General features: G+C 73.4%; 19 protein-coding genes. 10 read left to right on the top strand and 9 right to left on the bottom strand.

What is annotated here, in order from left to right:
* Positions 1–85: 85 nt before the first annotated feature.
* The 3 genes from JOF36_RS30680 to JOF36_RS30670 form a co-directional block, all read right to left on the bottom strand.
* A complete protein-coding gene (locus JOF36_RS30680) occupies positions 86–1570 on the bottom strand; it encodes a S1C family serine protease (protein WP_210033814.1) in 1485 nt (494 codons plus the stop codon).
* Positions 1571–1669: 99 nt separating this feature from the next.
* A complete protein-coding gene (locus JOF36_RS30675) occupies positions 1670–2434 on the bottom strand; it encodes an E3 ubiquitin ligase family protein (protein ID WP_210033813.1) in 765 nt (254 codons plus the stop codon).
* A gap of 30 nt (positions 2435–2464) precedes the next feature.
* Complete coding sequence (locus JOF36_RS30670; RefSeq protein ID WP_210033812.1) at positions 2465–3634, bottom strand: thiolase family protein; 1170 nt, start codon at positions 3632–3634, stop codon at positions 2465–2467.
* Between the two features lie 323 nt (positions 3635–3957).
* On the opposite strand from JOF36_RS30670, the gene JOF36_RS30665 reads away from it, so the two are divergent.
* Both JOF36_RS30665 and JOF36_RS30660 read left to right on the top strand, forming a co-directional pair.
* Complete coding sequence (locus tag JOF36_RS30665; protein WP_210033811.1) at positions 3958–5238, top strand: TMEM165/GDT1 family protein; 1281 nt, start codon at positions 3958–3960, stop codon at positions 5236–5238.
* Between the two features lie 173 nt (positions 5239–5411).
* Entirely contained in the window at positions 5412–6233 is an 822-nt protein-coding gene (locus tag JOF36_RS30660) for an NAD(P)H-binding protein (protein ID WP_210033810.1), read from the top strand.
* A 39-nt stretch (positions 6234–6272) separates the two neighbouring features.
* On the opposite strand, the gene sfnG is transcribed toward JOF36_RS30660, so the two are convergent.
* The 3 genes from sfnG to JOF36_RS30645 all read right to left on the bottom strand — a co-directional run bounded on the left by sfnG (position 6273) and on the right by JOF36_RS30645 (position 10104).
* On the bottom strand, positions 6273–7439 hold the full coding sequence (sfnG, locus tag JOF36_RS30655) for a dimethylsulfone monooxygenase SfnG (RefSeq protein ID WP_443706277.1): 1167 nt from the start codon (positions 7437–7439) through the stop codon (positions 6273–6275).
* A 241-nt stretch (positions 7440–7680) separates the two neighbouring features.
* Complete coding sequence (locus tag JOF36_RS30650) at positions 7681–9408, bottom strand: AMP-binding protein (RefSeq protein ID WP_210033809.1); 1728 nt, start codon at positions 9406–9408, stop codon at positions 7681–7683.
* An 87-nt stretch (positions 9409–9495) separates the two neighbouring features.
* Positions 9496–10104 (bottom strand): TetR/AcrR family transcriptional regulator, encoded by a 609-nt coding sequence (locus tag JOF36_RS30645; protein WP_210033807.1) that lies wholly within the window; start codon positions 10102–10104, stop codon positions 9496–9498.
* A gap of 66 nt (positions 10105–10170) precedes the next feature.
* On the opposite strand from JOF36_RS30645, the gene JOF36_RS30640 reads away from it, so the two are divergent.
* The 8 genes from JOF36_RS30640 to JOF36_RS30605 are packed head-to-tail and all read left to right on the top strand — an operon-like array spanning position 10171 to position 20734.
* Entirely contained in the window at positions 10171–11355 is a 1185-nt protein-coding gene (locus JOF36_RS30640; protein ID WP_210033805.1) for an acyl-CoA dehydrogenase family protein, read from the top strand.
* Complete coding sequence (locus JOF36_RS30635) at positions 11355–12956, top strand: AMP-binding protein (RefSeq protein ID WP_210033803.1); 1602 nt, start codon at positions 11355–11357, stop codon at positions 12954–12956. Before JOF36_RS30640 ends, JOF36_RS30635 begins: the two co-directional genes overlap by 1 nt.
* Positions 12956–14554, top strand: coding sequence for an acyl-CoA carboxylase subunit beta (locus JOF36_RS30630; RefSeq protein ID WP_210033802.1), 1599 nt, complete (start codon positions 12956–12958; stop codon positions 14552–14554). Before JOF36_RS30635 ends, JOF36_RS30630 begins: the two co-directional genes overlap by 1 nt.
* A 5-nt stretch (positions 14555–14559) precedes the next feature.
* A complete protein-coding gene (locus JOF36_RS30625) occupies positions 14560–16635 on the top strand; it encodes an ATP-binding protein (RefSeq protein WP_210033801.1) in 2076 nt (691 codons plus the stop codon).
* Positions 16632–17396: an enoyl-CoA hydratase/isomerase family protein gene (locus JOF36_RS30620; RefSeq protein WP_210033800.1), complete on the top strand. Its 765-nt coding sequence runs from the start codon at positions 16632–16634 to the stop codon at positions 17394–17396. The genes JOF36_RS30625 and JOF36_RS30620 overlap by 4 nt, the downstream gene beginning before the upstream one ends.
* Complete coding sequence (locus JOF36_RS30615) at positions 17396–18190, top strand: TIGR03084 family metal-binding protein (protein ID WP_307862672.1); 795 nt, start codon at positions 17396–17398, stop codon at positions 18188–18190. The genes JOF36_RS30620 and JOF36_RS30615 overlap by 1 nt, the downstream gene beginning before the upstream one ends.
* Positions 18187–19902, top strand: a complete 1716-nt coding sequence (locus tag JOF36_RS30610; protein WP_210033798.1) for an acyclic terpene utilization AtuA family protein — start codon at positions 18187–18189, stop codon at positions 19900–19902. The genes JOF36_RS30615 and JOF36_RS30610 overlap by 4 nt, the downstream gene beginning before the upstream one ends.
* A gap of 52 nt (positions 19903–19954) precedes the next feature.
* Entirely contained in the window at positions 19955–20734 is a 780-nt protein-coding gene (locus JOF36_RS30605) for a methyltransferase domain-containing protein (RefSeq protein ID WP_210033796.1), read from the top strand.
* A gap of 73 nt (positions 20735–20807) precedes the next feature.
* Here JOF36_RS30605 and JOF36_RS30600 read toward each other — a convergent pair whose 3' ends face one another.
* Genes JOF36_RS30600 through JOF36_RS30590 form a run of 3 tightly spaced genes read right to left on the bottom strand, consistent with a single transcriptional unit; the run spans position 20808 to position 23901 of the window.
* Positions 20808–22313: a tripartite tricarboxylate transporter permease gene (locus JOF36_RS30600; RefSeq protein ID WP_210033794.1), complete on the bottom strand. Its 1506-nt coding sequence runs from the start codon at positions 22311–22313 to the stop codon at positions 20808–20810.
* Positions 22313–22855, bottom strand: coding sequence for a tripartite tricarboxylate transporter TctB family protein (locus JOF36_RS30595; RefSeq protein WP_210033792.1), 543 nt, complete (start codon positions 22853–22855; stop codon positions 22313–22315). Before JOF36_RS30595 ends, JOF36_RS30600 begins: the two co-directional genes overlap by 1 nt.
* Positions 22852–23901: a Bug family tripartite tricarboxylate transporter substrate binding protein gene (locus JOF36_RS30590; RefSeq protein ID WP_210033790.1), complete on the bottom strand. Its 1050-nt coding sequence runs from the start codon at positions 23899–23901 to the stop codon at positions 22852–22854. The genes JOF36_RS30595 and JOF36_RS30590 overlap by 4 nt, the downstream gene beginning before the upstream one ends.
* Between the last annotated feature and the right edge of the window lie 65 nt (positions 23902–23966).

The following is a 23966-nucleotide window of genomic DNA, read 5'->3' as shown; positions in this document are numbered from 1 at the left end:
GGAGTCGCCGGGCGGCGACGGGACCGGCCGGGCGCGACAGGAGGGAGGGGTCGCGCCCGGCCGGAGACCGCGGGGTGTCCGCCGATCAGTCGCCGAAGGGGTTGAAGCCGAACGGCAGCTGGTCGCCGCCGCCCGGTGTCGTCGCCGAGCCGTTCTGCGCGTTCGCCGCGGTGGTGTCCTGCACGCTGCCCAGCGTCACCGGGAGCTCACGGGCCTCCGCCCCGCTGCCGACGGTCAGCGTGACCTGCTGGCCGGGGGTGAAGTTGCCGACCCGGGCGATCAGGTCGGCGAAGCTCGCCACCGGGTACTGGTTGACCTTGGTGACGATGTCGCCCGCCTGCAGGCCGGCGTTCGCGGCGGGTGATCCGGGTTGCACCGTCGCGATCTGCGCGCCGCCCGAGCCCGAGGTCGCGCCGGAGGGCGACACCGAACCCTGGACGCCGAGCTGCGGCTTGGTCGCGACGCCCTCGGACATCAGCTCCTGGGCGACCCGCTTGGCGGTGTCCACCGGGATGGCGAAGCCCAGGCCGATCGACCCGGCACCCTGCCCGGTGGTCGCGATCGCCGAGTTGATCCCGATGACCTGGCCCTCCAGGTTCACCAGCGGCCCGCCGGAGTTGCCCTGGTTGATCGGGGCGTCGGTCTGCAGGCCGTTGTAGACGACCGGGGCCTCGCCCTCGCCACCGGCGGCGACGGTCCGGTTCAGGGCACTGACGATGCCTGCGGTGACCGTGCCGGACAGGCCCTGCGGCGAACCGGTCGCGACGACCTGCTCACCGACCTGGACGCTCCCGGACTCCCCGAGCGTGGCGGCCTTGAGCCCCGAGGCCCCCTCCAGCCGGAGGACGGCGAGGTCGTAGCTGGGGGACGTGCCGACGACGGTCGCGCGGTACTGGCTGCCGTCGGACGTCGAGACCGTGATCTGGGCGCCGTTCCCGGCACCGGAGACGACGTGGTTGTTGGTGAGGACCTCGCCGTCGGCGGTCAGGACGATCCCGGAGCCCTCGGACGCACCCTCGGCCGTGCGGACCTGGATGTCGACCGTGCTCGGGGTGATCGCGGCCGCCGCGCCCGCGATCGAGCCGTCGGCCGCCTGGGCCGGGGTGTCGGGGGCGGCGGCGCTGGACAGCGTCGCCGCGCTCGGGGCGGTGGAGTCGCCGAGAACGGCGTAGGCGCCACCGAACCCGACGCCACCGCCGATCAGGCCGGCGGCCAGCGCCACCGCCACCGTCCCGGTGGCGAGCCGGCGTGGCGGCTTCGGTGCGGGCCCCTGCCCGGGGAACGGCGGGTACACCGCGGTGGGCGGGCTGCCCGCGCCGTGCGCCGGGATCGTCGGGTGGCTGCCCGGGTTGCTCGCCGACCACGGTGGCGGGGGCTGGGTGCTCGGGCCACCGCCGTGGCGGTGGTCGGTATCGGTCATGCCGGTCGCCTCCTGTGCGCGGATGCCGTCGGCGCGCTCGGAGCCGGCCCCGTGCGCACGCTGCTCGGACCGGGTGGGTTCCGTGGCGTCGCCTCCGGTGGAGGTCCGTCCGTCGGCGCGCTCGCCGGGACCCGGTCCGTACTCGGTCATGGCCCCACTGTGCGCCGCGACCCTGAGACGATCCTGTGATCGCGCTGGGAATCCCTCGGGCGTCGGGTGTGAGGTGGCACGCCGCCGTGCCCGGCCCGTTCAGCTCACGGCGCCGGCCACCGCCAGCCCCAGCCCGAGCAGTACCAGGCCCGCGCCGCCGCGTGCCCACCACCGCTGGCTGGTGCGGTCGGCGGCGGTCAGCTCCGCCTCGGAGCGGGTGGAGAGCACGAACGGCTGCTTCGGGTCCTGCGGCCGCCGGATCACCAGCGGGCCGTCGCGGTCGTCGACCTCGCCGAGGACGTACATCCGGACGCCCGGGCGCAGCACCCACTCCTGGTGCCGGTAGCCGACGGTCCGGTCCCCGCGCTGCCCGCCGGCACCGGTGGACCCCTGTCCGTCCGCCGGATCGAACCGGTCGAGCACCTGCTCGACCGGCTCCGGTCGCTGCCCACCCGGGTCGACGCCGACGTGGTGCCCGTCGCGCACCAACGGCCAGCCGTGCGGCGAGGTCCGTTCGGACACGGTCTCGGTGTGCGTGCTGGTGCGCATCCGGCCCTCGTCGTCGCGCTCGCGCCGCTCGTAGCGGCGTTCGACGCGATGCGCGTGCCAGACGCACTCCACCCCGGCCAGCTCGGACCGCAGGATCCCGACCGGCGCGGGAGCGGTCTCACCGACGACCTCGCACACCAGGCGGAACCGGCCGGGCCCGCCGTTCAGCTCGGTGGAGATCCGGGCCCGCTCGAGCAGCTCGGGCACCGGTGGTGTCTCCGCGGCCATCATGGCGTGCACCCGCCGCTGGGTGTGCACGGCCGCCCAGAAGCAGCCCCCGCCGGCGAGCAGCAGGACGATCCCGATCCACAGCACGACCGGAATCTACGTGCCGGGCGAGCCGGACTACCCGACCAGCTCGACGATCGTCGCGTTCGCGGTCCCGCCGCCCTCGCACATCGTCTGCAGGCCGTACCGGATGCCGCGGTCACGCATGTGGTGCACCAGCCGGGTGAGCAGGATCGTCCCGGAGGCGCCCAGCGGATGCCCGACGGCGATCGCGCCGCCGAGCGGGTTGAGCCGGTCGGTGTCGGCGCCGAGCTCGGCCTGCCAGGCCAGCGGCACCGGGGCGAACGCCTCGTTCACCTCGAACGCGCCGATGTCGCCGATCGACAGCCCGGACCGCTTGAGAACCTTCTGCGTGGCCGGGATCGGCCCGGTCAGCATCCGCAGCGGGTCCGCACCGGACACCGCGCCGGAGTGGTAGCGCACGATCGGGGTCAGCCCGAGCTCGGCCGCCCGCTCCGGGGTGGTCACCAGGACGGCGGACGCACCGTCGGAGATCTGCGAGCTGTTCCCGGCGTGGATCACCCCGGACTCGGAGAACGACGGCTTCAGCTTCGACAGCGTGTCCACGCTGGTCCCGCGGCGCAGGCCCTCGTCGGCGGTGAAGCCGGGCGCCCCGGGGATCGCGGCGAGCTGGCCGTCGAAGGCGCCCGAGTCGATCGCGGCGGCGGAGAGCTCGTGGCTGCGGCTCGCGTACTCGTCGAGCCGGGTGCGGGACAGCCCCCAGTCGCGGGCGATCCGTTCGGCGCCGACGCCCTGGTTGAAGTCGTTGTTCGGGAACTCGCCGGACTCCAGGTCCTCGGCGTAGCGCGCCCGTGCCAGCGGACCGTACGGGCGTCCGAGGTCGCGGCCGGCACCGAGCGGCACCCGGGTCATCGACTCCACGCCGCCGGCGACGACGACGTCGTACTGCCCCGCCAGGACCATCCCGGCCGCGAAGTCGAACGCCGACTGGCTCGACCCGCAGGCCCGGTTGATCGTCACGCCCGGGACCGTCTCCGGCCAGCCGGCGGCGAGCAGTGCGTACCGGCCGATCTGGGCGGCCTGGTCGCCGACCTGGTTGACGCAGCCCCACACGACGTCGTCGACGACCCCGGGGTCGATCCCGGTGCGCTCGGCGAGTGCGGTCAGCACGGCCGCGGACAGGTCGACCGGATGGACCTCGGACAGCGACCCCCGCCGCTTCCCGATCGGGGTGCGGACGGCCTCGCAGACGACGGCTTCGGGCATGGCGGGTTCTCCTCGGTCAGCGGTGACACCGGACTCGTTCGCAACGCTAAGCCGTAGGCGGCCCGCTGTGCCACGAACGTCATGAGAGTGCGGTCACAGGCCGTCGCTCGGGGTCGAACGGGCCCGGATCGATGAGGTAATGTCCGATTCACGCGAAGGGGAGTAGCTCCCAACGCCGCGTTCGACATACTGGTCGCCCCCTGCGGGGCCGACCCGGGCGCGACGGCCTGTCCACCACCAGGCGAGCGAGACCTTCGATCCGCACAGCGCCGGATCGAGGTCGCCCCATCTCCTCGGTCCGGCGCGAGATCGAATGGGTGGACATGGACGGGTTCCTGGTCGCGTTCGCGGTCAGTCTCGGCGTCGTCTTCGTGGCCGAGCTCGGTGACAAGTCCCAGCTCATGGCGCTGACCTTCGCGACGCGGTTCAAGGCACTCCCGGTCCTGGTCGGCATCACGATCGCGGCCGCGGTGACCCACCTGGTGTCGGTCGCCGTCGGGTACGGCCTCGGGACGTCGCTGCCGACCGGCTGGATCACGCTGGTCGCCGCGCTCGCCTTCATCGGCTTCGGTCTGTGGAGCCTGCGGGGCGATGCCGACGGTGACGCGGACGGGCAGCGGCCGCCCCGGCCCAGGAGCGGTTCGGCCGTCGTGACGGTCACGATGGCGTTCTTCCTCGCCGAGCTCGGCGACAAGACGATGCTCGCGACCGTCGCACTGGCCTCGCAGTACCACTGGGTCGGTGTCTGGCTGGGCTCGACCGCGGGCATGGTCGCGGCCAGTGGGCTCGCGATCCTCGTCGGCCGCACGCTCGGCAGGCGGCTGCCCGAGCGGATGATCGAGATCGGCGGGGCCGTGCTCTTCCTGGGCTTCGGTGCCGTGATGCTCGTCGACGCGATCCTGGAGCTCGGCGGCCCCGGCACCGGCGAGGCCGTGCTGGCCGCGATGGACCATCGGGTCACCGGGTGGGCGGCGCTGGTGCTCGGGGCGATCGCCACCGGCGTCGTCCTGGGGACCCGGGTGTGGGCGCGCGGCGCCCGCGGCGGCCGCCGGCTCGAGTTCGCCCGCGCCCCCGGCAGCCCTGCCTGGTGGGCGCGGATGTCGTTCGCCGCGGGCGCCGTGCTCGGGCTCGTCGCCCCGCTGCTGGTCGGGCTCGGGGTGCTCGGGCCGATCTCCGTGCTCGCCCGGCCGGTCGTCGCGTTGGTGGGGGCCGGGTTGCTGCTGGTCGGCTTCGGCGTCCTCGTCACCGCGACGAGGCAGTTCGGGGCGGTCCTGCGGGAGTCGGCCCAGGCCGGTGCTCCCGTGGCCGACGACCCGGACGCGGCGCGACGGCCGGTGCTGGCCACCGGCGGGCTCTACCGGCGGGTGCGCCACCCGGGGATGACCGGCCTCGTCGTCGGCTACGGCGGGATGCTGTTGATGGCACCGACGCTGCTCGGGCTGCTGGCCGGTGTGCTGATCCTGGTCGCGGTGCAGATCCGGGCGCGTGGGGTCTACGAGCCGGGGCTGGGCAGCGCGCTCGGCCCCGAGTACGACGCCTACCGCAGGCGCACCGGCCGATTCCTCCCGCGGGTGCGTGACCGGCGCTCGACCGCCGGCGTCTAGCACCTGACACCTGACACCTGACACCGCCGCACACCCCTTTCCTGCTCGGCACACCTGCCACGACAGGTGTGACGAGCGGCGAAGAGGTGTGCGGACGCGGCGACCGCCTTCCGCTCGACGGCTCCCACTCGGTACGGTGTACGAGGAACGGTATCCGTGCGGAGGGGGACAGCGTGACGATCCTGGTCACCGGGGCGACGGGGAACATCGGCCGGCTGGTCGTCGACCATCTGGGTGCCCGCACCGACGAACCCGTGCGGGCGCTCACCGTGAACCCGGCGCGCGCCGCGCTGCCGGACGGCGTCGAGGCCGTGCGCGGGTCGGTCCGCAAGCCGGACACGCTGGACGGGGTGTTCGACGGCGTCCGCGCGATGTACCTGGCCCCGGTCGAGGAGACGGCTGCCGAGGTCGTCGCCCGTGCCGCGGACGCGGGGGTGGAGTACATCGTGGACCTCTCCGGTGAGCCGGAGAGCTGGTGGGGGAGCGTCACCGCGGCGGTCGAGGCGGGCGGGCCGGCGTGGACGCACCTGTGGCCCGCGGACTTCGTCGAGAACCTGCAGATGTGGCTGCCGCAGATCCGGGAGCACGGCATGGTGCGGGAACCGTGGCCCGAGCTGGCCAGCACGCCGACCGCGATGACCGACATCGCGGAGGTCGCCGCCGTCGCGCTCACCCGCGGCGGCTACGAGGGCACGGCCCTGTCGCTGACCGGTCCGGTGCCGGTGACCCGGCGTGACATGGTCGCCGCGGTCGCCCAGGCCACCGGTGTCCCGATCAGGTTCGAGCAGGTCACGCCGGACGAGGCGGTCGCCGCGCTGACGCCGTCGATGGGGGCCGAGGATGCGGACCTGATGGTCAACACGATCCTCGGGTTCCTGCACGAGGCCGAGCCCGTCCCGAACGGGGTGGTCGAACAGGTCACCGGCCGTCCGGGGACGACCGTCGCGGCCTGGGCCCGCGACCACGCCGGGGAGCTCCGGGCCGCGATCACCTGACGGCCGGCGCGGGTGCGCCGGGCCGCCGGGGACGAGGGGTCAGACCGTGGTCGGCTGCAGCTCGCGGCCGGCCAGCTCGGCCTCCTTCTCGCGGATGATCGGCAGCACCTTGGCGCCGAAGTACTCGACCTCCTCCTGGAAGTGCAGGAAGCCGAGCAGTAGCAGGTTGGCGCCGCGGCGCTTGTACTCGATGGCGCGGTCGGCGATCTGCTCGGGCGTGCCGATGAGCTGGGTCTTGAAGCCGTCGTTGTACTGGACCAGGTCGGCGAACGACGAGTCCGCCCACATGCCGCGCTTGTCGCCGGTGGAGTTCCCGGCCTGCTGGACGGCGTTGCGGAAGCCCTCGACGGCCGGCTTGTTGGCCTTCTCGACGATCTCGCGCAGGGTGTCCCGGGCTTCCTTCTCGTTATCCCGGGCGATCATGAAACCGTTGAGGCCGAACCGCACCGGCTGCAGGCGCTGCGCGGTCTTCGCGTGGCCGAGGACCTCCTCGACCTGCTCGCTGAAGCCGTCGTAGTCCTTGCCGTTGGAGAAGTACCAGTCCGACACCGTGCCGCCGTTGCGGCGGGCCGCGGTGGAGTTGCCGCCCTGGAAGATCTCCGGGTGCGGGCGGCCGGGGACGTCGACCGGCTTCGGCTTCAGGTCGAAGCCGTGCACCCGGTAGAAGTCGCCGGAGAACTCGGCCCCGCCCTCGCCCGCCGTCCAGATCTCGCGCAGCACCCGGATGAACTCGTTCGTGCGGCGGTAGCGCTCGTCGTGCTCCAGCCACGGCTCGCCCATCGCCGTGAACTCGTCCTTCAACCACCCGGAGACCACGTTGAGCGCGACCCGCCCGCCGGTGATCTGGTCGGCGGTGGCGATCCACTTCGACAGCACGGCCGGCTGCCACAGGCCCGGGTGCACGGCCGCGATGAGCTTCAGCTTCGTGGTGGCCAGCGCGAGGGCGAGCGAGAAGCTGGTGGCCTCGTGCTGGTGGTCGGCGCCGTAGCTGGCCATGTAGCGGATCTGGGACAGCGCGTACTCGAAGCCGTTGTTCTCGGCGGTCTGCGCGAGCTTGACGTTGTAGTCGTAGCCCCAGTCGGTGCGCTGCTCGATGTCCGAGGTGACCAGGCCGCCGGACACGTTCGGGACCCAGTAGGCGAACTTGAGCGGTTCGCTGATCTGCGCGTTCACGGTGTGGTCGAGGTTGCCGATGGTGTCGGACACGGAGGGGCTCCTGGTTTTGTCGATGCTGCGCACAGCGACAGGGGTGCACGGACGGCGCGCACCCCACGTCGGGCGGAGAGAGGAGAAAAGGGGAGGACGGACCTGCGGAACGAGTGATCAGCGACAGGCCTGGCTCACGACGACCTGGTGGTCGACGTGACGGCGGCGCGTCAGCAGGAATCCGGTCACGGCCTCCACCGAACTCGGCGGCCACCCCGTTGTCAACCGCACGCGGGACAGGTCACCCGGTGAAGAGCCCGGCGTGCTCCGCCCGCAGCCGGTACTTCAGCACCTTCCCGCCGACCGTCTCCGGCAGCGCCTCGGCGACCACGACGGCCTTCGGCGTCTCGAACCCGGCCAGCCGCGCGCGGCAGAAGGCGATCACCTCGTCGGGGTCGGGCGCGGCACCCGGCGCCGGCACGACGACCGCGGCCACCGCCTCGCCCCATCGTTCGTGGGCCAGTCCGATCACCGCCGCCTTCGCGATCGCCGGGTGGTCCTGCAGCACCGTCTCGACCCGCATCGACGACACGTTCTCCCCGCCGGACTTCACGATGTCCTTGTAGCGGTCGACCATGATCCGCAAGCCCTCGTCGCTGTCGTCGACCACGGCCGCGTCGCCGGAGTGGAACCAGCCGCCGCGGAACGCCTCCCGGGTCGCGTCCGGGTCCCGGTAGTACCCGGCCGCCATGATCGGGGAGCGGTAGACGGCCTCGCCCGGTCCACCCCGCACCGGGTCACCCGCCTCGTCGACGACGTCGGAGGCGAGCAGCCCGCTCGGGACGCCGACGTAGTTCACCGACGGCGCCGTCGCCGCGTGCGTGTCCGGCCATCGGCTCGGCCAGAACCGGTGGCAGGCGATCGCCTCGGTCTGCCCGAAGATGCCGACCGTGACCATGCCGGGCGCGCACCGGGGCGCGAGGCGCTCCAGCAGGGCCGGGGCGAGGGCGCCCCAGCCGTAGAACAGGGTGGTCACCGACGCCCAGTCCAGGCCGGGGTCCCGGTCGAGCTCGTCGGCGAGCAGGCCCACGAACTGCGGTGACCCCGCCCAGAGCGCGGTCACCCGGTGCCGCCCGACGGCCGCGGCGACATCGGACGGGACCGGCCGGCGGCCCAGCACGACGGATCCACCGGCGAGCAGCGCGGCGTTCGGGAAGATCACGTCGCCGACGTGGTAGATCACCGGCAGGAACGTGCCGACGACCAGGTCGGTCTCGTGCCGCAAGCCGCGCGACAGCGAGAGCGCGAAGTTCAGCCCGGCGGTCTGCGCGTAGTGGTGGGACAGCATCACGCCCTTGGGTAACGCCGTCGTGCCCGAGGTGAACAGCAGCTCGGCGATGTCGTCGCCGTGGATCTCCACGTCCGGCTCGGTGGCGGGGTGGCGCTCGACCAGCGCGGCGAACGACGGCGAGCCCGCCACCGGGCCGCCGCCGATCGTGATCGTCGCGCCGACGGCGAGACCGCAGCCGGCGAACACCGGCTCGGCCCGCGGCCACAGCTCGGCGTCGACCAGGGTGAACCGCGGCTGCACGCGCTCGACCAGCGCGGCGAGGACGTCCGGGGCGAGGCCGGGGTTGACCGGCGCGGCGACCATCCCGGCCTTCGCGATCCCGATCTTGGCCAGGTACGCCTCGACGGAGTTCTCGCACACCAGCAGCACCACGTCCCCCGCCTCGAGACCGGCCGCGGCCAGGGCGTGCGCGAACCGGTTTGCCACGGCGTCGCCCACGCGGGCGGTGACGGCGGCGAACCGGTCGTCGCCGTACGCGCCGGGGACCCCGGTGAGCACGACCTGGTCGGGGCGGCTCCAGGTGAGCCGTTCGAGCACGTCGCCTGCGCAGGTGCGCTCCCAGCGCCGGACCGCACGCCGTCCGCGCAGCGTGGTCACATCGATCTCGCCCGGGGCGGGGAGCGCGGTGCCGTGTGCGATCAGCGGGAGGCCGGTGCGGGACCGGGTGGTGTCACTCATGCCGCCGGCTCCTTCGCCGTGGGGGACGCCGGTCACTATGACGTGATCCGGGCCACGACGGCAAGGGCATCAGTAAATTTCGGTTCACTACATCGGATCGACGCCGAGGCAGCCGTGCGCGATGCCGGTCAGCAGGGCGGTGAGCCGCTCGGGGGCGAGCCCGCTGCGGAAGAACAGCGTCGACTGGATCGCCCCGACGCACGCGTGCACGAGCACCCGCAGTTCGCCGTCGGCCATCTCGGAGCGCAGCGGGGCCAGTGCGTGCACCCACTCCTCGACGTGGTGGCGCTGGCGCCTGCGCAGCGAGCGGCGCTCCTCCTCGGGCAGCGTGTGCACCTCGCGGTGGTAGACGGCGAGCTCCGCACGGTGTCCGATCGCCACCGCGATGTGGTCCCTCACCAGCAGCGACAGTCCTTCACGGTCGGACGTCGCGGCGGCCAGCGCCTCGGCGGCCCCGGCCTCCAGTCGCGTCATCCCGCGGTCCAGCAGGGCGACCAGGATCGCCTCCTTGGAGGGGAAGTGGCGGTAGATCCCGGACCCGACGATGCCCGCCTCGGCGCCGATCTCGGCCATCCCGACGCCGTGGAAGCCGCGGCTCGCGATCAGCCGCGCCGCCGCGGCGAGGATCCGCTCGGCGCGGTCGGGGTCGCGGCGCCGGGGCGGCGGGGTGGTCGTGGACGAGGTTCCGGCCGGCATCTGGTCAGCATGGCAGTCGCGCGGTACGGTTCGCCACAAGTGAACCCTCGATCACTGGGAGCCGGTGTGGACTTCAGCGAGACCGACGAGGAACGTGATCTCCGGTCCGCCGTGGCGGCCATCGCGGGGTCCTTCGGCAGTGAGTACTACCTGCGGTGCGCCCGGGAGGGCAGGCACACCCACGAACTGTGGGCGGCGATGGGGGAGGCCGGGTTCCTCGGTGTCAACGTCGCCGAGGCCTACGGCGGTGGCGGCGGCGGCCTGGTCGAGCTGTCCGCGGTCTGCGAGGAGGCGGCGACGCAGGGGGCGCCGCTGCTGCTGATCCTGGTGTCCGCCGCGATCTCGGCCGAGGTGATCGGCGAGTTCGGCTCCGAGGAGCTGCGCAAGCGGTGGCTGCCCGGCCTCGCCGACGGTTCCACCAAGGTCGTCTTCGCGATCACCGAGCCCGACGCCGGGTCGAACACGCACAAGATGGCCACGCACGCCGTCCGGGACGGCGACGACTGGGTGCTGAACGGCACCAAGCACTACATATCCGGAACCGATGATGCCGAGGCGGTGCTCGTCGTAGCGCGTAGCGCAGGCGGAGCGCGCATCGATACCGCGCGGACCGGGCGCAAGCCCGACGGGAGTGCGCTCCTGTCGCTGTTCGTCGTGCCCGTCGACTCCCCGGGCCTGGTGCGCACCCCGCTCCCGGTCGACCTGATCGCGCCGGACAAGCAGCACGTCCTGCACTTCGACGACGTCCGGGTCCCGGCGGGCGCCCTGGTCGGCGCGGAGGGTGACGGTTTCCGCCAGGTCTTCCGCGGACTGAACCCGGAACGGATCACCGGAGCCGCGCTCGGCGTCGGCATCGCCCGGTTCGCGCTGGCGAAGGCCGCCGAGTACGCCCGCACCCGCCAGGTGTGGGACGTGCCCATCGGCGCCCACCAGGGCGTGTCGCACCCGCTGGCGAGGGCCCGGATCGAGACCGAGCTCGCCGCGCTGATGACCCGCAAGGCGGCCTGGCTCCACGACCGCGGCCTGCCTGCCGGCGAGGAGTCCAACATGGCCAAGTACGCCGCCGCGGAGGCCGCGATCCACGCACTGGACGCGGCCATGCAGACCCACGGTGGCAACGGCCTGGCCAGCGAGTACGGGTTCATGCCGTACTGGGGAATGGCCCGGCTGATGCAGGTCGCGCCGGTGAACCGGGAGATGATCCTCAACCACGTCGCCCAGCACGGCCTGAACCTCCCCCGCTCCTACTGATGCTCACCGACGAGGTGCGGGAGCGGAACCTGATCCAGCGGGTGAACGTCGCCGACTCGCTGACCCGCAGCGCGGCGGCCCGGCCGGAGCAGCCGGCCGTCGTCGACGGCGAGCGGAGCTGGACCTACGCCGGGCTGGACGCGTGGGTGTCCCGGCTCGCCCGCGGGTTCGCCGGCCGCCGGTACGCCCGCGGCGACACGCTGGCCCTGGCCGCGGGCAACAGCGCCGAGTTCCTGGCCGTCTACTTCGCCTGCGCCCGGCTCGGCGTCGTCTGCGTGCCGATCAACCTCGGCTGGCGGGCCGACGAGGTCGCCTACGTCCTCGGGCACTCGAGGGCCCGCGGGATCGTCGTCGAGTCCCAGCTGGTGGACGGCCTCGCCGAGGCGCTGCGGAAGGTGCCCGCGGTGGCCGACGTGATCGTCGCGCCCGGCCTCGGCGCGGCCCACGCCACGGAGCCCGCGGACCGGAGCTGGTCCACACTGGACGAGCTGGAGGGTGCGGACGGCCCGGTCGAGGTGCTCGTGGAGGACCGCGACCCGCTGAGCTACCTCTACACCTCGGGGACGACGTCGTTCCCGAAGGGCGTCGCCGCGTCGCACCTGGCGATCACGATGGAGTCGTTCTCGGTCGCGCTGGACTCGGGATGGAACGCCGCCGACCGGTTCCTGGCGATGATGCCGATGTTCCACACCGCGCAGCTCAACGCGTTCTGCACGCCCGCGGTCCTGGTCGGGGCCACGATCCACGTGGCCCGCGGGTTCGATCCGGAGTCCTTCCTGGACACGATCGAGCGGGAGCGGATCACGCAGGTGTTCGGCCTGCCGATGATGTACCGCGCCGCCCTGGAGCACCCGTCGTTCGCCGGCCGCGATCTCTCCTCGCTGCGCCGCGCCGTGTACGCCATGGCGCCCATGCCCGAACCGCTGATCCGTGCCTGTATGGAGGGGTACGGCTCCGACTTCGCGCTGCTGTTCGGCCAGACCGAGATGAGCCCGTGCACGACGCTGTTCCGGCCCGAGCACCAGCTCACCCACGTCGGCGCCGTCGGTACCCCCATCACCGGGGTCCAGCTCGCGATCATGGGCCCGGAGGGCGAGCTGCTCGGCCCCGGCGAGCAGGGCGAGATCGTCTATCGCGGCCCGTCCACCATGAACGGCTACCTCGACGATCCCGAGGCGACCGGAGCGGCGTTCCGGCACGGCTGGTTCCACTCCGGCGACGTCGGGGCCGTCGGCGAGGGCGGCGTGCTGTGGTTCGCCGACCGGCACAAGGACGTGATCAAGACCGGTGGCGAGAACGTGGCGTCGCTGGAGGTCGAGCGCGCCGTCTACACCGCCGACCCCGGGATCGCGGAGGCGGTCGTCGTCGGGCTGCCGCACGCGCGGTGGAGCGAGGCGATCACCGCGGTCGTCGTCCCGAAGCCGGGGTCTTCGGTCGACCCGGACGCGCTGGTCGCCGCGCTGAAGCAGCGCCTGGACGGGTTCAAGGTGCCCAAGGCGGTGCTCGTGGTGGACGAGCTGCCCAAGACCTCCACCGGGAAGATCCGGAAGAACGTCCTGCGGGACCGGTACGAGGGTCACTACCAGGGAGAGGAGCGCTGATGGCGGTCCTGCGGTCCACGCTGGACACCACGTCGGAGGACTACCGGCACAACCGCACGGTCCAGCTCGAGGCGATCGCCGCGCTCGACGCGGAGCTGGAGAAGGTCGTCGCCGGCGGGGGCGAACGGTACGTGCAGCGCCACCGCGACCGCGGCAAGCTCCCGGTCCGCGAGCGCCTGGAGCTGCTGCTCGACCCGGACTCGCCGTTCCTGGAGCTGGCCGCGCTCGCCGCGTGGGGCACCGAGTTCACCGTCGGCGCCTCGATCCTCACCGGCATCGGTGTGGTGTCCGGTGTGGAGTGCGTGGTGATCGGCCACGACCCGACGGTGCGCGGCGGCGCGATGAACCCGTACTCGCTGCGCAAGACGCTGCGCGCGCTGGAGATCGCCCGGCTCAACCGGCTCCCGGTGATCAACCTGGTCGAGTCCGGCGGCGCGGACCTGCCGACCCAGGCCGAGCTGTTCGTGCCGGCCGGGCGGATCTTCCACGAGCTGACCGAGCTGTCCTCGCTGGGCATCCCGACGGTCGCGCTGGTGTTCGGCAACTCCACCGCCGGCGGCGCCTACGTGCCCGGCATGTGCGACCACGCGGTGCTGGTCGACAAGGGTGCCAAGGTCTTCCTCGGCGGCCCGCCGCTGGTCAAGATGGCCACCGGGGAGGACGCCGACGACGAGGCGCTGGGCGGCGCCGAGATGCACAGCCGGGTCTCGGGCCTGTCGGACCACTTCGCCGTCGACGAGCCGGACGCGATCCGGATCGGCCGCGACATCGTCTCCCGGTTCAACTGGCGAAAGCTCGGCCCGGCCCCGGCGGCGACACCCGCCGAACCGCTCCACGACCCGGAGGAGATCCTCGGGCTGCTCCCACCCGAGTCGAAGATCCCGTTCGATCCGCGCGAGGTGCTCGCCCGTGTCGTCGACGGCTCCGAGTTCGACGAGTACAAGCCGCTCTACGGGTCCTCGCTGGTCACCGGCTGGGCGAGCGTGCACGGCTACCCCGTCGGGGTGCTCGCGAACCACCGCGGGGTGCTGTTCAGCGAGGAGGCCAAGAAGGCCACCGAGTTCATCCTGCTGGCCAACCAGACCGACACCCCGCTGATCTTCCTGCAGAACACCACCGGCTACATGGTCGGCGCGGACTACGAGCAGGGCGGGATCGTCAAGGACGGTGCGAAGATGATCAATGCGGTCACCAACTCCACGGTGCCGCACCTGACGATCAACATGGCGTCGTCGTTCGGGGCCGGGAACTACGGCATGTCCGGGCGGGCCTACGACCCGCGGCTGATGTTCGCCTGGCCGAGCGCGAAGCTCGCGGTGATGGGCGCGGCGCAGCTCGCCGGGGTGATGTCGATCGTCGGCCGGGCCTCGGCCGAGTCCCAGGGTCGCCCGTTCGACATCGACGCCGACGCGAAACGGACCGCGGCGATCGAGGCGCAGATCGAGCAGGAGTCGCACGCGTTCTACGTGACCGCCCGGCTCTACGACGACGGCATCGTCGACCCCCGCGACACCCGCACCGTGCTGGGGATGTCGCTGTCGGCGGTGCACAACCAGCGAGTCGAGGGGCGCCGGGGCTTCGGCGTCTTCCGGATGTGATGGACATGATCACCAAGCTGTTGATCGCGAACCGCGGCGAGATCGCGTCCCGGGTGCAGCGGACCGCGCACCGCCTCGGGATCGCCACCGTCGCGGTGTTCTCCGACGCCGATGCGGGCGCACCGTTCGTCCGGGACGCCGACGAGGCGGTCCGGCTGCCCGGTACCGCCCCGTCGGACACCTACCTGCGTGGCGACCTCGTGATCGCCGCCGCCCGGGCCACCGGCGCCGACGCCGTCCACCCCGGGTACGGGTTCCTGTCCGAGAACGCCGGGTTCGCCCGCGACTGTGCCGACGCCGGGCTGCTCTTCGTCGGGCCGTCGCCCGCGGCGATCGCGTCGATGGGGTCCAAGGTGGAGGCCAAGGCGATGATGGCGGCGGCCGGGGTGCCGGTGCTGCCCGGCGTGACCGTCGGCCCGGACACCGACCTCGGCACGGCCGGGGCGGAGGTGGGCTTCCCGCTGCTGGTCAAGGCGGCCTTCGGCGGTGGCGGTCGTGGCATGCGGGTGGTGCGCACGCCGGCCGAGCTGGCCGGTGCGGTGGAGTCCGCGCGCCGGGAGGCGATCTCGGCGTTCGGCGACGGGCTGGTGTTCCTGGAGCGCTACCTGGTCGACCCGCGGCACGTCGAGGTGCAGATCCTGGGTGACTCCCACGGCGACGTGGTGCACCTGTTCGAGCGGGAGTGCTCGATCCAGCGGCGGCACCAGAAGATCGTCGAGGAATGCCCGTCGCCTGTGGTCTCCGAGGCATTGCGGGCCGAGCTCGGGAAGGCGGCCGTCGCGGCCGGGGAGGCGATCGGCTACACCGGCGCCGGGACGGTCGAGTTCGTCCTCAGCGGAGCGGACTTCTACTTCCTGGAGGTCAACACCCGGCTGCAGGTCGAGCACCCGGTCACCGAGCTCGTCACCGGGCTGGACCTGGTCGAGCAGCAGCTCCGGATCGCCGAGGGTGCGCCGCTCAGGGCGCAGGTGCGGGACGCCACGATCACCGGGCACGCGATCGAGGTGCGGCTCTACGCCGAGCAGGTCACCCCCGACCCCGTCGACCCCCAGGACGCGGGCTCCGAGGGTGGCGTCACGGGCCTGGATGCTCCACAGCGCGGGGCCGGGGTGTCCTACCTGCCGGCGACCGGGGTGCTGGAGCGGTTCTCGGTGCCGGGGGCGGTGCGGGTCGACTCGGGTGTCGAGGACGGGTCGGTCGTGTCGCCGCACTACGACCCGATGCTCGCCAAGGTGATCGCGCATGCCCCCACCCGGTCCGGAGCGGCCCGGGTACTGGCCCGTTCCCTCGCGGGGGCGGAGCTGCACGGCGTCGTGACCAACCGGGACCTGCTCGTCGGGATCCTGCAGGCGCCGGAGTTCCTCGCCGGGGACACCGACACGGGGTTCCTGGTGCGGCACGACCCGGTCGCCCTGGGCGCCGGCACGCTCGCCGAGGGCGGGCGCCGGCACGCCGCCGCCGCGGCCCTCGCCGCCCAGGCGTCGCACCGGGCCGGCGCGCGCGTGCTGGCCGGGATGCCGTCCGGATGGCGCAACGTCGGCGGTGCGTTCCAGCAGGTCACCTACCGGCTGGGGGAACGGGAGCTGCCGGTGGGCTACCGGTTCCGGCGGGGTGGTCTGGACCTGCGGGTGTCCGGCGAGCCGCTGGACGCGGTGCCGGTGTCGGTGACACCGCAGAGCGTGGTGCTCGAGGTCGACGGCGTCCGCCGGACCTACCGGGTGCACAGCGCCGACGGGGTGTCCTACGTGGACGGATCCGACGGCGCCGCGGCGTTGCACGAGGTACCACGGTTCGCCGACCCCAACGCGGTCACGCACGCGGGATCGCTGCTCGCGCCGATGCCGGGATCGGTGGTGCGGGTGCTCGCGACGGTGGGCGACGCCGTACGCGCGGGGCAGCCGCTGGTCGTGCTCGAGGCGATGAAGATGGAGCACACGGTCGCCGCGCCCGGGGACGGTGTACTCGGGGAGCTGGGGGTCGCGCCCGGCGACCAGGTCGAGACCGGGCAGGTGCTCGCCGTCGTCGACGCGGAGACGGTGGTCTCGGCGGCCCCGAACCGGGGCGGAGGGGATGCCCGGTGAACGGCGCCGTCCGCTACGAGGTCCTCGACGGCGTCGCCCGGCTGACGATCGACCGCCCCGAGGCCCGCAACGCGCTGTCGGCCGAGGTCCGCGACGGGCTCTGGGCGGGCACCCGCCGGTTCGTCGACGACGACTCCGCCGCCGTGCTGATCCTGACCGGGGCCGGGGAGAAGGCGTTCTGCGCGGGCGGTGACCTCAAGGAGATGGCCGACACGGCCCTGGAGATCCCGCCGCCGGACTTCCTCCCCCAGTTCGGCCGCAACATCGACGTGCCGAAGCCGACGATCGCGGCCGTCAACGGCGTCGCCTACGCCGGTGGGTTCCTGCTCGCCCAGCAGTGCGATCTCGTCGTCGCCGCCGAGCACGCCCGGTTCGCCGTCAGCGAGGTGAAGGTCGGGCGTGGGGCGCCGTGGGCGGCACCGCTGTCCTGGCTGGTCCCGCCGCGGGTGGCGCTGGAGATCCTGCTGACCGGCGACCCGGTCGACGCGCACCGGGCCCGGGAGGCCGGGCTGGTCAACCACGTCGTCCCGGCCGCCCAGCTGCATGCGAAGGCGCACGACCTCGCCCGGCAGATCGCGGCGAACGCGCCGCTGTCGGTGGCGGCGGCGAAGCGCACTGCGTACCTGTCGGCGTCGTGCAGCCGGGATGAGGCCTACGCACGAGCCGAGGAGATCTGGGCGCCGGTCTACCGGTCCGCCGACGCGCAGGAGGGGCCCGCCGCGTTCCGCGACAAGCGGGCCCCGGTCTGGAAGGGGAGATAGTGGCTGTCTCGATGGAGGCGCTCGCCGACGACCTGGCCGCCGAGTCCGCGGACCTGCGCGGGCTGCTCGCGCCGCTGTCCGAACCGGACTGGAAGCGGGACACGCCCGCGCCCGGCTGGACGATCGCCGACCAGGTCTCGCACCTGGCGTACTACGACGACGTCGCGGTGCGTTCGGCCGTCGACCCGGACGCGTTCCGGGCCGAGCTGGAGCGCCTCGACGCCGAGGGTGGCGTCGACCCGGACGCGACCGCCGCCCGCTACCGCGACCTGTCCGGTGAGTCGTTGCTGAGCTGGTTCGACGAGGCCCGCGCACGCCTGGTCACGACGTTCCGTGCACTGGACCCGTCGCTGCGGGTGCCGTGGTTCGGCCCCGCGATGAGCGCGGCGTCCTCGCTCACCGCGCGGATCATGGAGACCTGGGCCCACGGCCAGGACGTCGCGGACGCCCTCGGCGTCGTCCGTGAGCCGACGGCGCGGCTGCGGCACGTGGCGCACATCGGCGTCGGCGCCCGGGCGTTCAGCTACGTGGCCCGGGACCGGACACCGCCCGGCGAGCCGGTCCGGGTCGAGCTGAGGGCACCGGACGGCGGCACCTGGACCTGGGGACCCGGCGACGCACCGGACCGGGTCACCGCGCCCGCGCTGGACTTCTGCCTGGCCGTCACCCAGCGCCGGCACCGCGACGACGTCGACCTGACCGTGACCGGGCCGGTCGCCGCCCGGTGGATGGAGATCGCGCAGGCGTTCGCCGGGAAGCCCGGTCCCGGCCGGGCACGGGGGCAGTTCGGATGAGCCGCCCCGTCCGCATCGGCAATGTCTCCGGTTTCTACGGCGACCGGATCGACGCCGCCCGGGAGATGGTCGAGGCGGGGGAGGTCGACGTCGTCTGCGGCGACTACCTCGCCGAGCTGACCATGCTCATCCTCGCCAAGGCGCAGGACCGCGACGGCGGCGTCGGCTACGCCCGGACCTTCCTCACCCAGGTCGAGCAGATCCTGGGCAGCTGCGTCGAGCGCGGCATCCGGATCGTCGCCAACGCCGGCGGGCTGGATCCCGCCGGGCTCGCCGACGCCGTCCGCGCGGTCGCGGCCGGACAGGGGATCACCGCGCGGGTCGCGCACGTCGAGGGCGACGACCTGCGCTCCGACCTGTCCGCGATCAGCCCGCCGGTCGAGGGCGCACCGGTCTCGGCCAACGCCTACCTGGGGGCCTGGGGGATCACCGAGGCGCTCGCCGCGGGGGCCGACGTCGTCGTCACCGGGCGGGTCACCGACGCGTCGCTCGTCGTCGGGCCGGCGGCCTGGTGGCACGACTGGGCGCGCGACGACTGGGACGCGCTCGCCGGCGCCGTCGTCGCCGGGCACGTGATCGAGTGCGGGCCGCAGGCCACCGGGGGCAACTACCCGTTCCTCGACGAGATCACCGACCGCCGCTACCCGGGCTTCCCGATCGCCGAGGTCGCCGCCGACGGCGGCTGCGTGATCACCAAGCCGGACCGGACCGGCGGGCTCGTGTCGGTCGGGACGGTGACCGCGCAGCTGCTCTACGAGATCGGCCCGCCCGCCTACCTCGGACCGGACGTCACCGCGCACTTCGACACGATCCGCCTCGAGCAGGCCGGGGAGCACCGGGTGGCGGTCACCGGTGTGCGCGGGAGCCCGCCGCCGCAGACGCTCAAGGTCGCCCTCAACGAGACCGGGGGCTACCGCAACACGATGACGCTCGTCCTGACCGGGCTCGACATCGAGGCGAAGGCGGTCCACGCCGAACAGCTGCTGTTCGGGATCGTCGACCGGGACGCCTTCGACGACGTCGATGTGCGGCTGCTGCGCTTCGACCGCCCCGACGCGGCGTCCAACGCCGAGGCCACCGCGCACCTGCGGATCACCGTCAAGAGTGCCGACCGCCGGGTGGCCGGGCGGGCGTTCTCGAACGCCACCATGCAGCTCGCGCTCGGCGGGTACGCCGGGTTCCACACCACGACCCCGCCGACCGACGCGTCGGCGTTCGGGATCTACCGCCCGGCCCGCGTGCCGCGCTCGGCGGTGGCACACACCGTGGTGCTGCCCGACGGCGAGCGCCGGACCGTCGCCGACCCGCCCGCCTTCTCCCCGACGGATTCGCAGGTCAGCGCCCCGGTGCGTATCGGTGAGCAGAGCAAAGGCGCCACCAGGCGGGTCCCGCTCGGCGCGGTCGCCGGCGCGCGCTCGGGCGACAAGGGCGGCGACGCGAACGTCGGTGTCTGGGCCCGCGACGACGCCGGGCACGCCTGGCTGGCCTCGTTCCTCACCGCGGGCCGCGTCCGCGAGCTGCTCGGGTCCGAGGCCGCGGAGCGCGACGTCGAGGTGTTCGAACTGCCGAACCTGCGGGCGGTCAACGTGGTCGTGCACGGGCTGCTCGGCGACGGCGTCGCCTCGGCCACCCGGCCCGACCCGCAGGCCAAGGGGCTGGGGGAGTACCTGCGCAGCCGGCTCGTCGACGTCCCGGAGCACCTGCTGCCGTAACGCGGGCGTGGTCCGGCACGAGGCCCCGGCAACCGGCGGAGGGGACACGGCGATGGCCACACTCGACTTCGACGAGCGCGCGGCCCGGCACATCCAGCGGGTCTACGCGACGCCGGACGTCGTGGCCCAGCGACTCCGGGTCCTGGAGCTGCTGGACCCGCGCCCGGGCGAGCGGGTGCTCGACGTCGGGTCCGGGCCCGGCTTCCTGCTGGACGCGATCGCCGACCGGACGGGACCGCAGGGCCGGGTGCACGGCCTCGACCCGGCGCCGGCGATGCACGCGATCGCGGCGGAGGTGACGGGAGGACGGGCGACGGTCCGTCTCGACGAGGGCGACGCCGCCGCCCTGCCCTATGCCGGCGACACCTTCGACGCCGCCGTCTCCACCCAGGTCTACGAGTACGTCGCGGACCTGCCGCGGGCGTTCGCCGAGCTGTGCCGCGTGGTGCGGCCCGGCGGCCGGGTCGTCCTGCTGGACACCGACTGGGACTCGGTCGTGTGGCATGCCGCGGACCCCGCCCGGCACCGGCGGGTGATGGCGGCGTGGGACGGTCACCTGGTGCACCCGCACCTGCCCCGCACCCTGCCGGGGCTGCTGCGCCGGGCCGGGTTCCGGGTCACCGGCCGGCATCTCGTACCGATCTTCAACCCGGAGTACGACCCCGACACCTACAGCGCGCTGACCATCGACACGATCGCCGCGTACGTCGCCGGCCGTGACGGACTGACCGGCGCCGACGTCGACGCGTGGGCCGCGGACCTGCGCGACCGTGGCGAGGACTACCTGTTCAGCCTCAACCGGTACTGCTTCGTCGCCGAGAGGGGTTCGTGACGACCGGGCCGGACCGGTCGCATGACGGGTGCCCCGCGGCCGGGAGCGGCCGCGGGGCACCGATGGACCGGGCTCAGACCCGTTCCGGCTCGCGCTCGCGCTGCCCGCGGACCGCGCGCAGGACGATCGGCACCACGAACAGGAGCGCGATCGCCGCGTAGACGGTGATCGCCAGCGGGGTGGAGAACAGCGTCGTCCAGTCACCGTCGGCGATCTGCAGGGCGCGGCGCAGCTGCAGCTCGGCGTCCGGGCCGAGGATCACCCCGATGATCGCCGGCAGCACCGGGAGCCCGAACCGGCGCATCAGGAACCCGACGGCACCGATGGCCAGCAGCACCAGCAGGTCCACCGGCTGCCCGGAGACCGCGTAGGCGCCGATGCAGGCGAAGAACAGGATCCCCGCGTACAGGTAGGGCCGCGGGATCCGGAGCAGCTTCGCCCAGGCGGGGGCCAGCGGCAGGTTCAGCACCAGCAGCATGACCAGCCCGATGAACAGGCTGGCGATCAGCGTCCAGACCAGCTCGGGCTCGCGCTCGAACAGCAGCGGGCCGGGCTGGATGCCGAACTGCTGGAACGCGGCCAGCATGACCGCGGCGATCGCCGTCGTCGGCAGGCCGAGGGTGAGCATCGTGGACAGGGTGCCCGCCGAGGACGCGCTGGCCGCCGACTCCGGTCCGGCGACGCCCTCGATCGCGCCCTTGCCGAACTCGTCGCGGTGCTTCGAGAGCTTCCGCTCGGTCACGTAGGCCATGAACGTCGACATCTCGGCACCGCCGGCCGGGATGGAACCGAACCCGAACCCGATGAAGGGGCCGCGCAGCCACGGCTTCCAGGTGCGCCGCAGGTCCGCGCGGCCGAGCCAGGGGCGGCCGACCGGGATGACCTCCTGCTGGGTGCGGCGCAGGTGCGCGGCCACCCAGAGCGCCTCACCGACCGCGAACAGGCCGACGGCGACGATGACGACGTCGATGCCGTCGGCCAGCTGCGGCACACCGAACGTCAGCCGCGGCTGCCCGGCGATCGGGTCGAGGCCGACCAGCCCGATCGTCAGGCCCAGCGCCAGTGCGGCGAACCCGCGCACCCGGGACGCGCCGAGCACGCCGGTGACCGCGACGAACGCCAGCACCATGATCGCGAAGTAGTCCGGGGCGCCGATGTTGACGGCCACCGAGGCGATCAGCGGCGCGATCAGCACCAGCCCGGTGACGCCGACGAGCCCGCCGACGAAGTGCCCGATCGCCGCCGTCGCCAGTGCCTGGGCCCCGCGACCGGACTTGGCCATCGGGTTGCCCTCGATCGCGGCCATCACCGACGCCGACTCACCGGGCGTGTTGAGCAGGATCGACGTCGTCGAGCCGCCGAACATCGCGCCGAAGTAGATCCCGGCGAACATGATGAAGGCGCCGGTCGGCTCGAACGCGTAGGTGACCGGCAGCAGCAATGCCACCGCCATCGCCGGGCCGATGCCCGGCAGCACGCCGATCGCGGTGCCGAGCAGCACCCCGACGGCGGCGAAGAACAGGTTGCCCGGGGTCAGCGCGTTCGCGAACCCGTTCATCAGCAGGTCGAACGTGCCCATCAGCCGAACACCCCCATCAGCGGGCCGCCGGGCAGGTCGACGCCGAGCACGGCGTCGAACAGCACCCAGGTCAGCAGGGAGACGCCGGCGGCGATGGCCAGGTCCCGGGCGACGGTGCGCGAGCCCAGCGCGTAGGTGGCCCCGAAGAACAGCACGGTGCCCGCGATCGGCCAGCCCAGCACCGGGATGAGGGCAGCCGTGGCGATCAGCACCCCGGCCAGCGAGCCGACGGTGCGCAGGTCCATCGGGGTGTTCAGGTCGACGTCCTCGCCGCCCTCGGCCTCGCCCCGGCCGCCGCGCAGCACGTCCACCGTGAGCAGCACCGCGAGCAGCAGCAGCGCCGCGCCGAGCACCAGCGGCACCAGCTGCGGCCCGAGCGGGTCGGAGTCGTTGGTGCCGCCGCCGGACTCGGCGAGCGTGTCGACGACGACGAGCAGCCCGGCTGCCGCGAGCAACGCCGAGACGCCCAGCTCGGAATGTCCGCGTAGCCGGTCCCGCAGGCCGGGCGGCCCGCTCGGGGGTGGATCCTCGGTGATCGTCATACCAGCCCCAGCCTCCTCAGGACCCGCTCCACGCGGTCGTTCTCGGTCTGCAGGAACGCGCCGAACTCCGGCCCGGGCTGGTAGGCGTCCTGCCAGCCGTTGAGCTGCAGCGCCTCCTGCCACTCCGGGGTCCGGACCAGCTCGGCGTAGGCCTGCTCCAGCTCGGCGCGACCCTCTTCGGACAGTCCGGGCGGGGCGACGACGCCGCGCCAGTTCGAGAACTCGACGTCCACACCGGACTCGCGCAGGGTGGGGGCGTCGACGCCGGGGACCCGCTGTCCGGCGGTCACCGCCAGCACCCGCAGGTCGCCCGACTCGACCTGGTCGGCGAACTCGCCGAGCCCGGACACGCCGAACGCCACCTTGCCCCCGAGCACCGAGGCGAGCAGCTCACCGCCGCCGTCGTAGGAGACGTAGTTGACGCGGGTCGGGTCCAGCCCGGCACCCTCGGCCATCAGCATCGGTGCCAGGTGGTCCGGGCCGCCCGGGGAGGAGCCGCCGCCGACCGGCGTGCCGGCCGGGTCGCGCCGCCAGGCGTCGAGGAGCGAGCCGATGTCGTGGTACAGCGAGTCCGCCGGGACGACGATGATCTCGGTCTCCTCGGTGAGCCGCGCGATCGGCGTCGTGTCGGCCAGCGTGGAGGGCGAGTCGTTCGAGTAGACGCTGCCGACCACGCCCAGACCCATGCTCATCGTCAGCCGGTCGTTGCCCGCCTCGTTGACGGTGCGGCCCAGCCCGACGGTCCCGCCGGCACCCGGCAGGTTGAACACCTCGGCCGGGCCGGTGATGCCGGACTCCTCCATCGCCTTCGCGGCGCTGCGCGCGGTCACGTCGTAGCCGCCGCCGGGGGCGTTCGGGACGAGCATGCGCAGGCCGCGCAGCTGGGTCCCGTCACCGCCGCCGCCGAGCGCGCCGACCGCGGGCGGCACGAGCAGCACCGCGACGAGCGCCACGAGCGCGGTGCCCAGCAGGGGGCCGATGCGGCGCCGCGGTGGAGGATCGCCCGGCGGAGCCTGTGCGGGCCGGGTCGTCGTCGACCGGTTCATGATCTCCCGTTTCCACGTCGAAGGGGGACGGGGGGGAGTGTGCGCAGGGGGCACCGACGCTGTCT

This window comes from Pseudonocardia parietis (assembly GCF_017876315.1).
Taxonomy (GTDB): Bacteria; Actinomycetota; Actinomycetes; order Mycobacteriales; family Pseudonocardiaceae; genus Pseudonocardia; species Pseudonocardia parietis.
The sequence above is the reverse complement of the archived record's forward strand: the minus strand, read 5'-3'. Positions and strand labels throughout refer to the sequence as shown.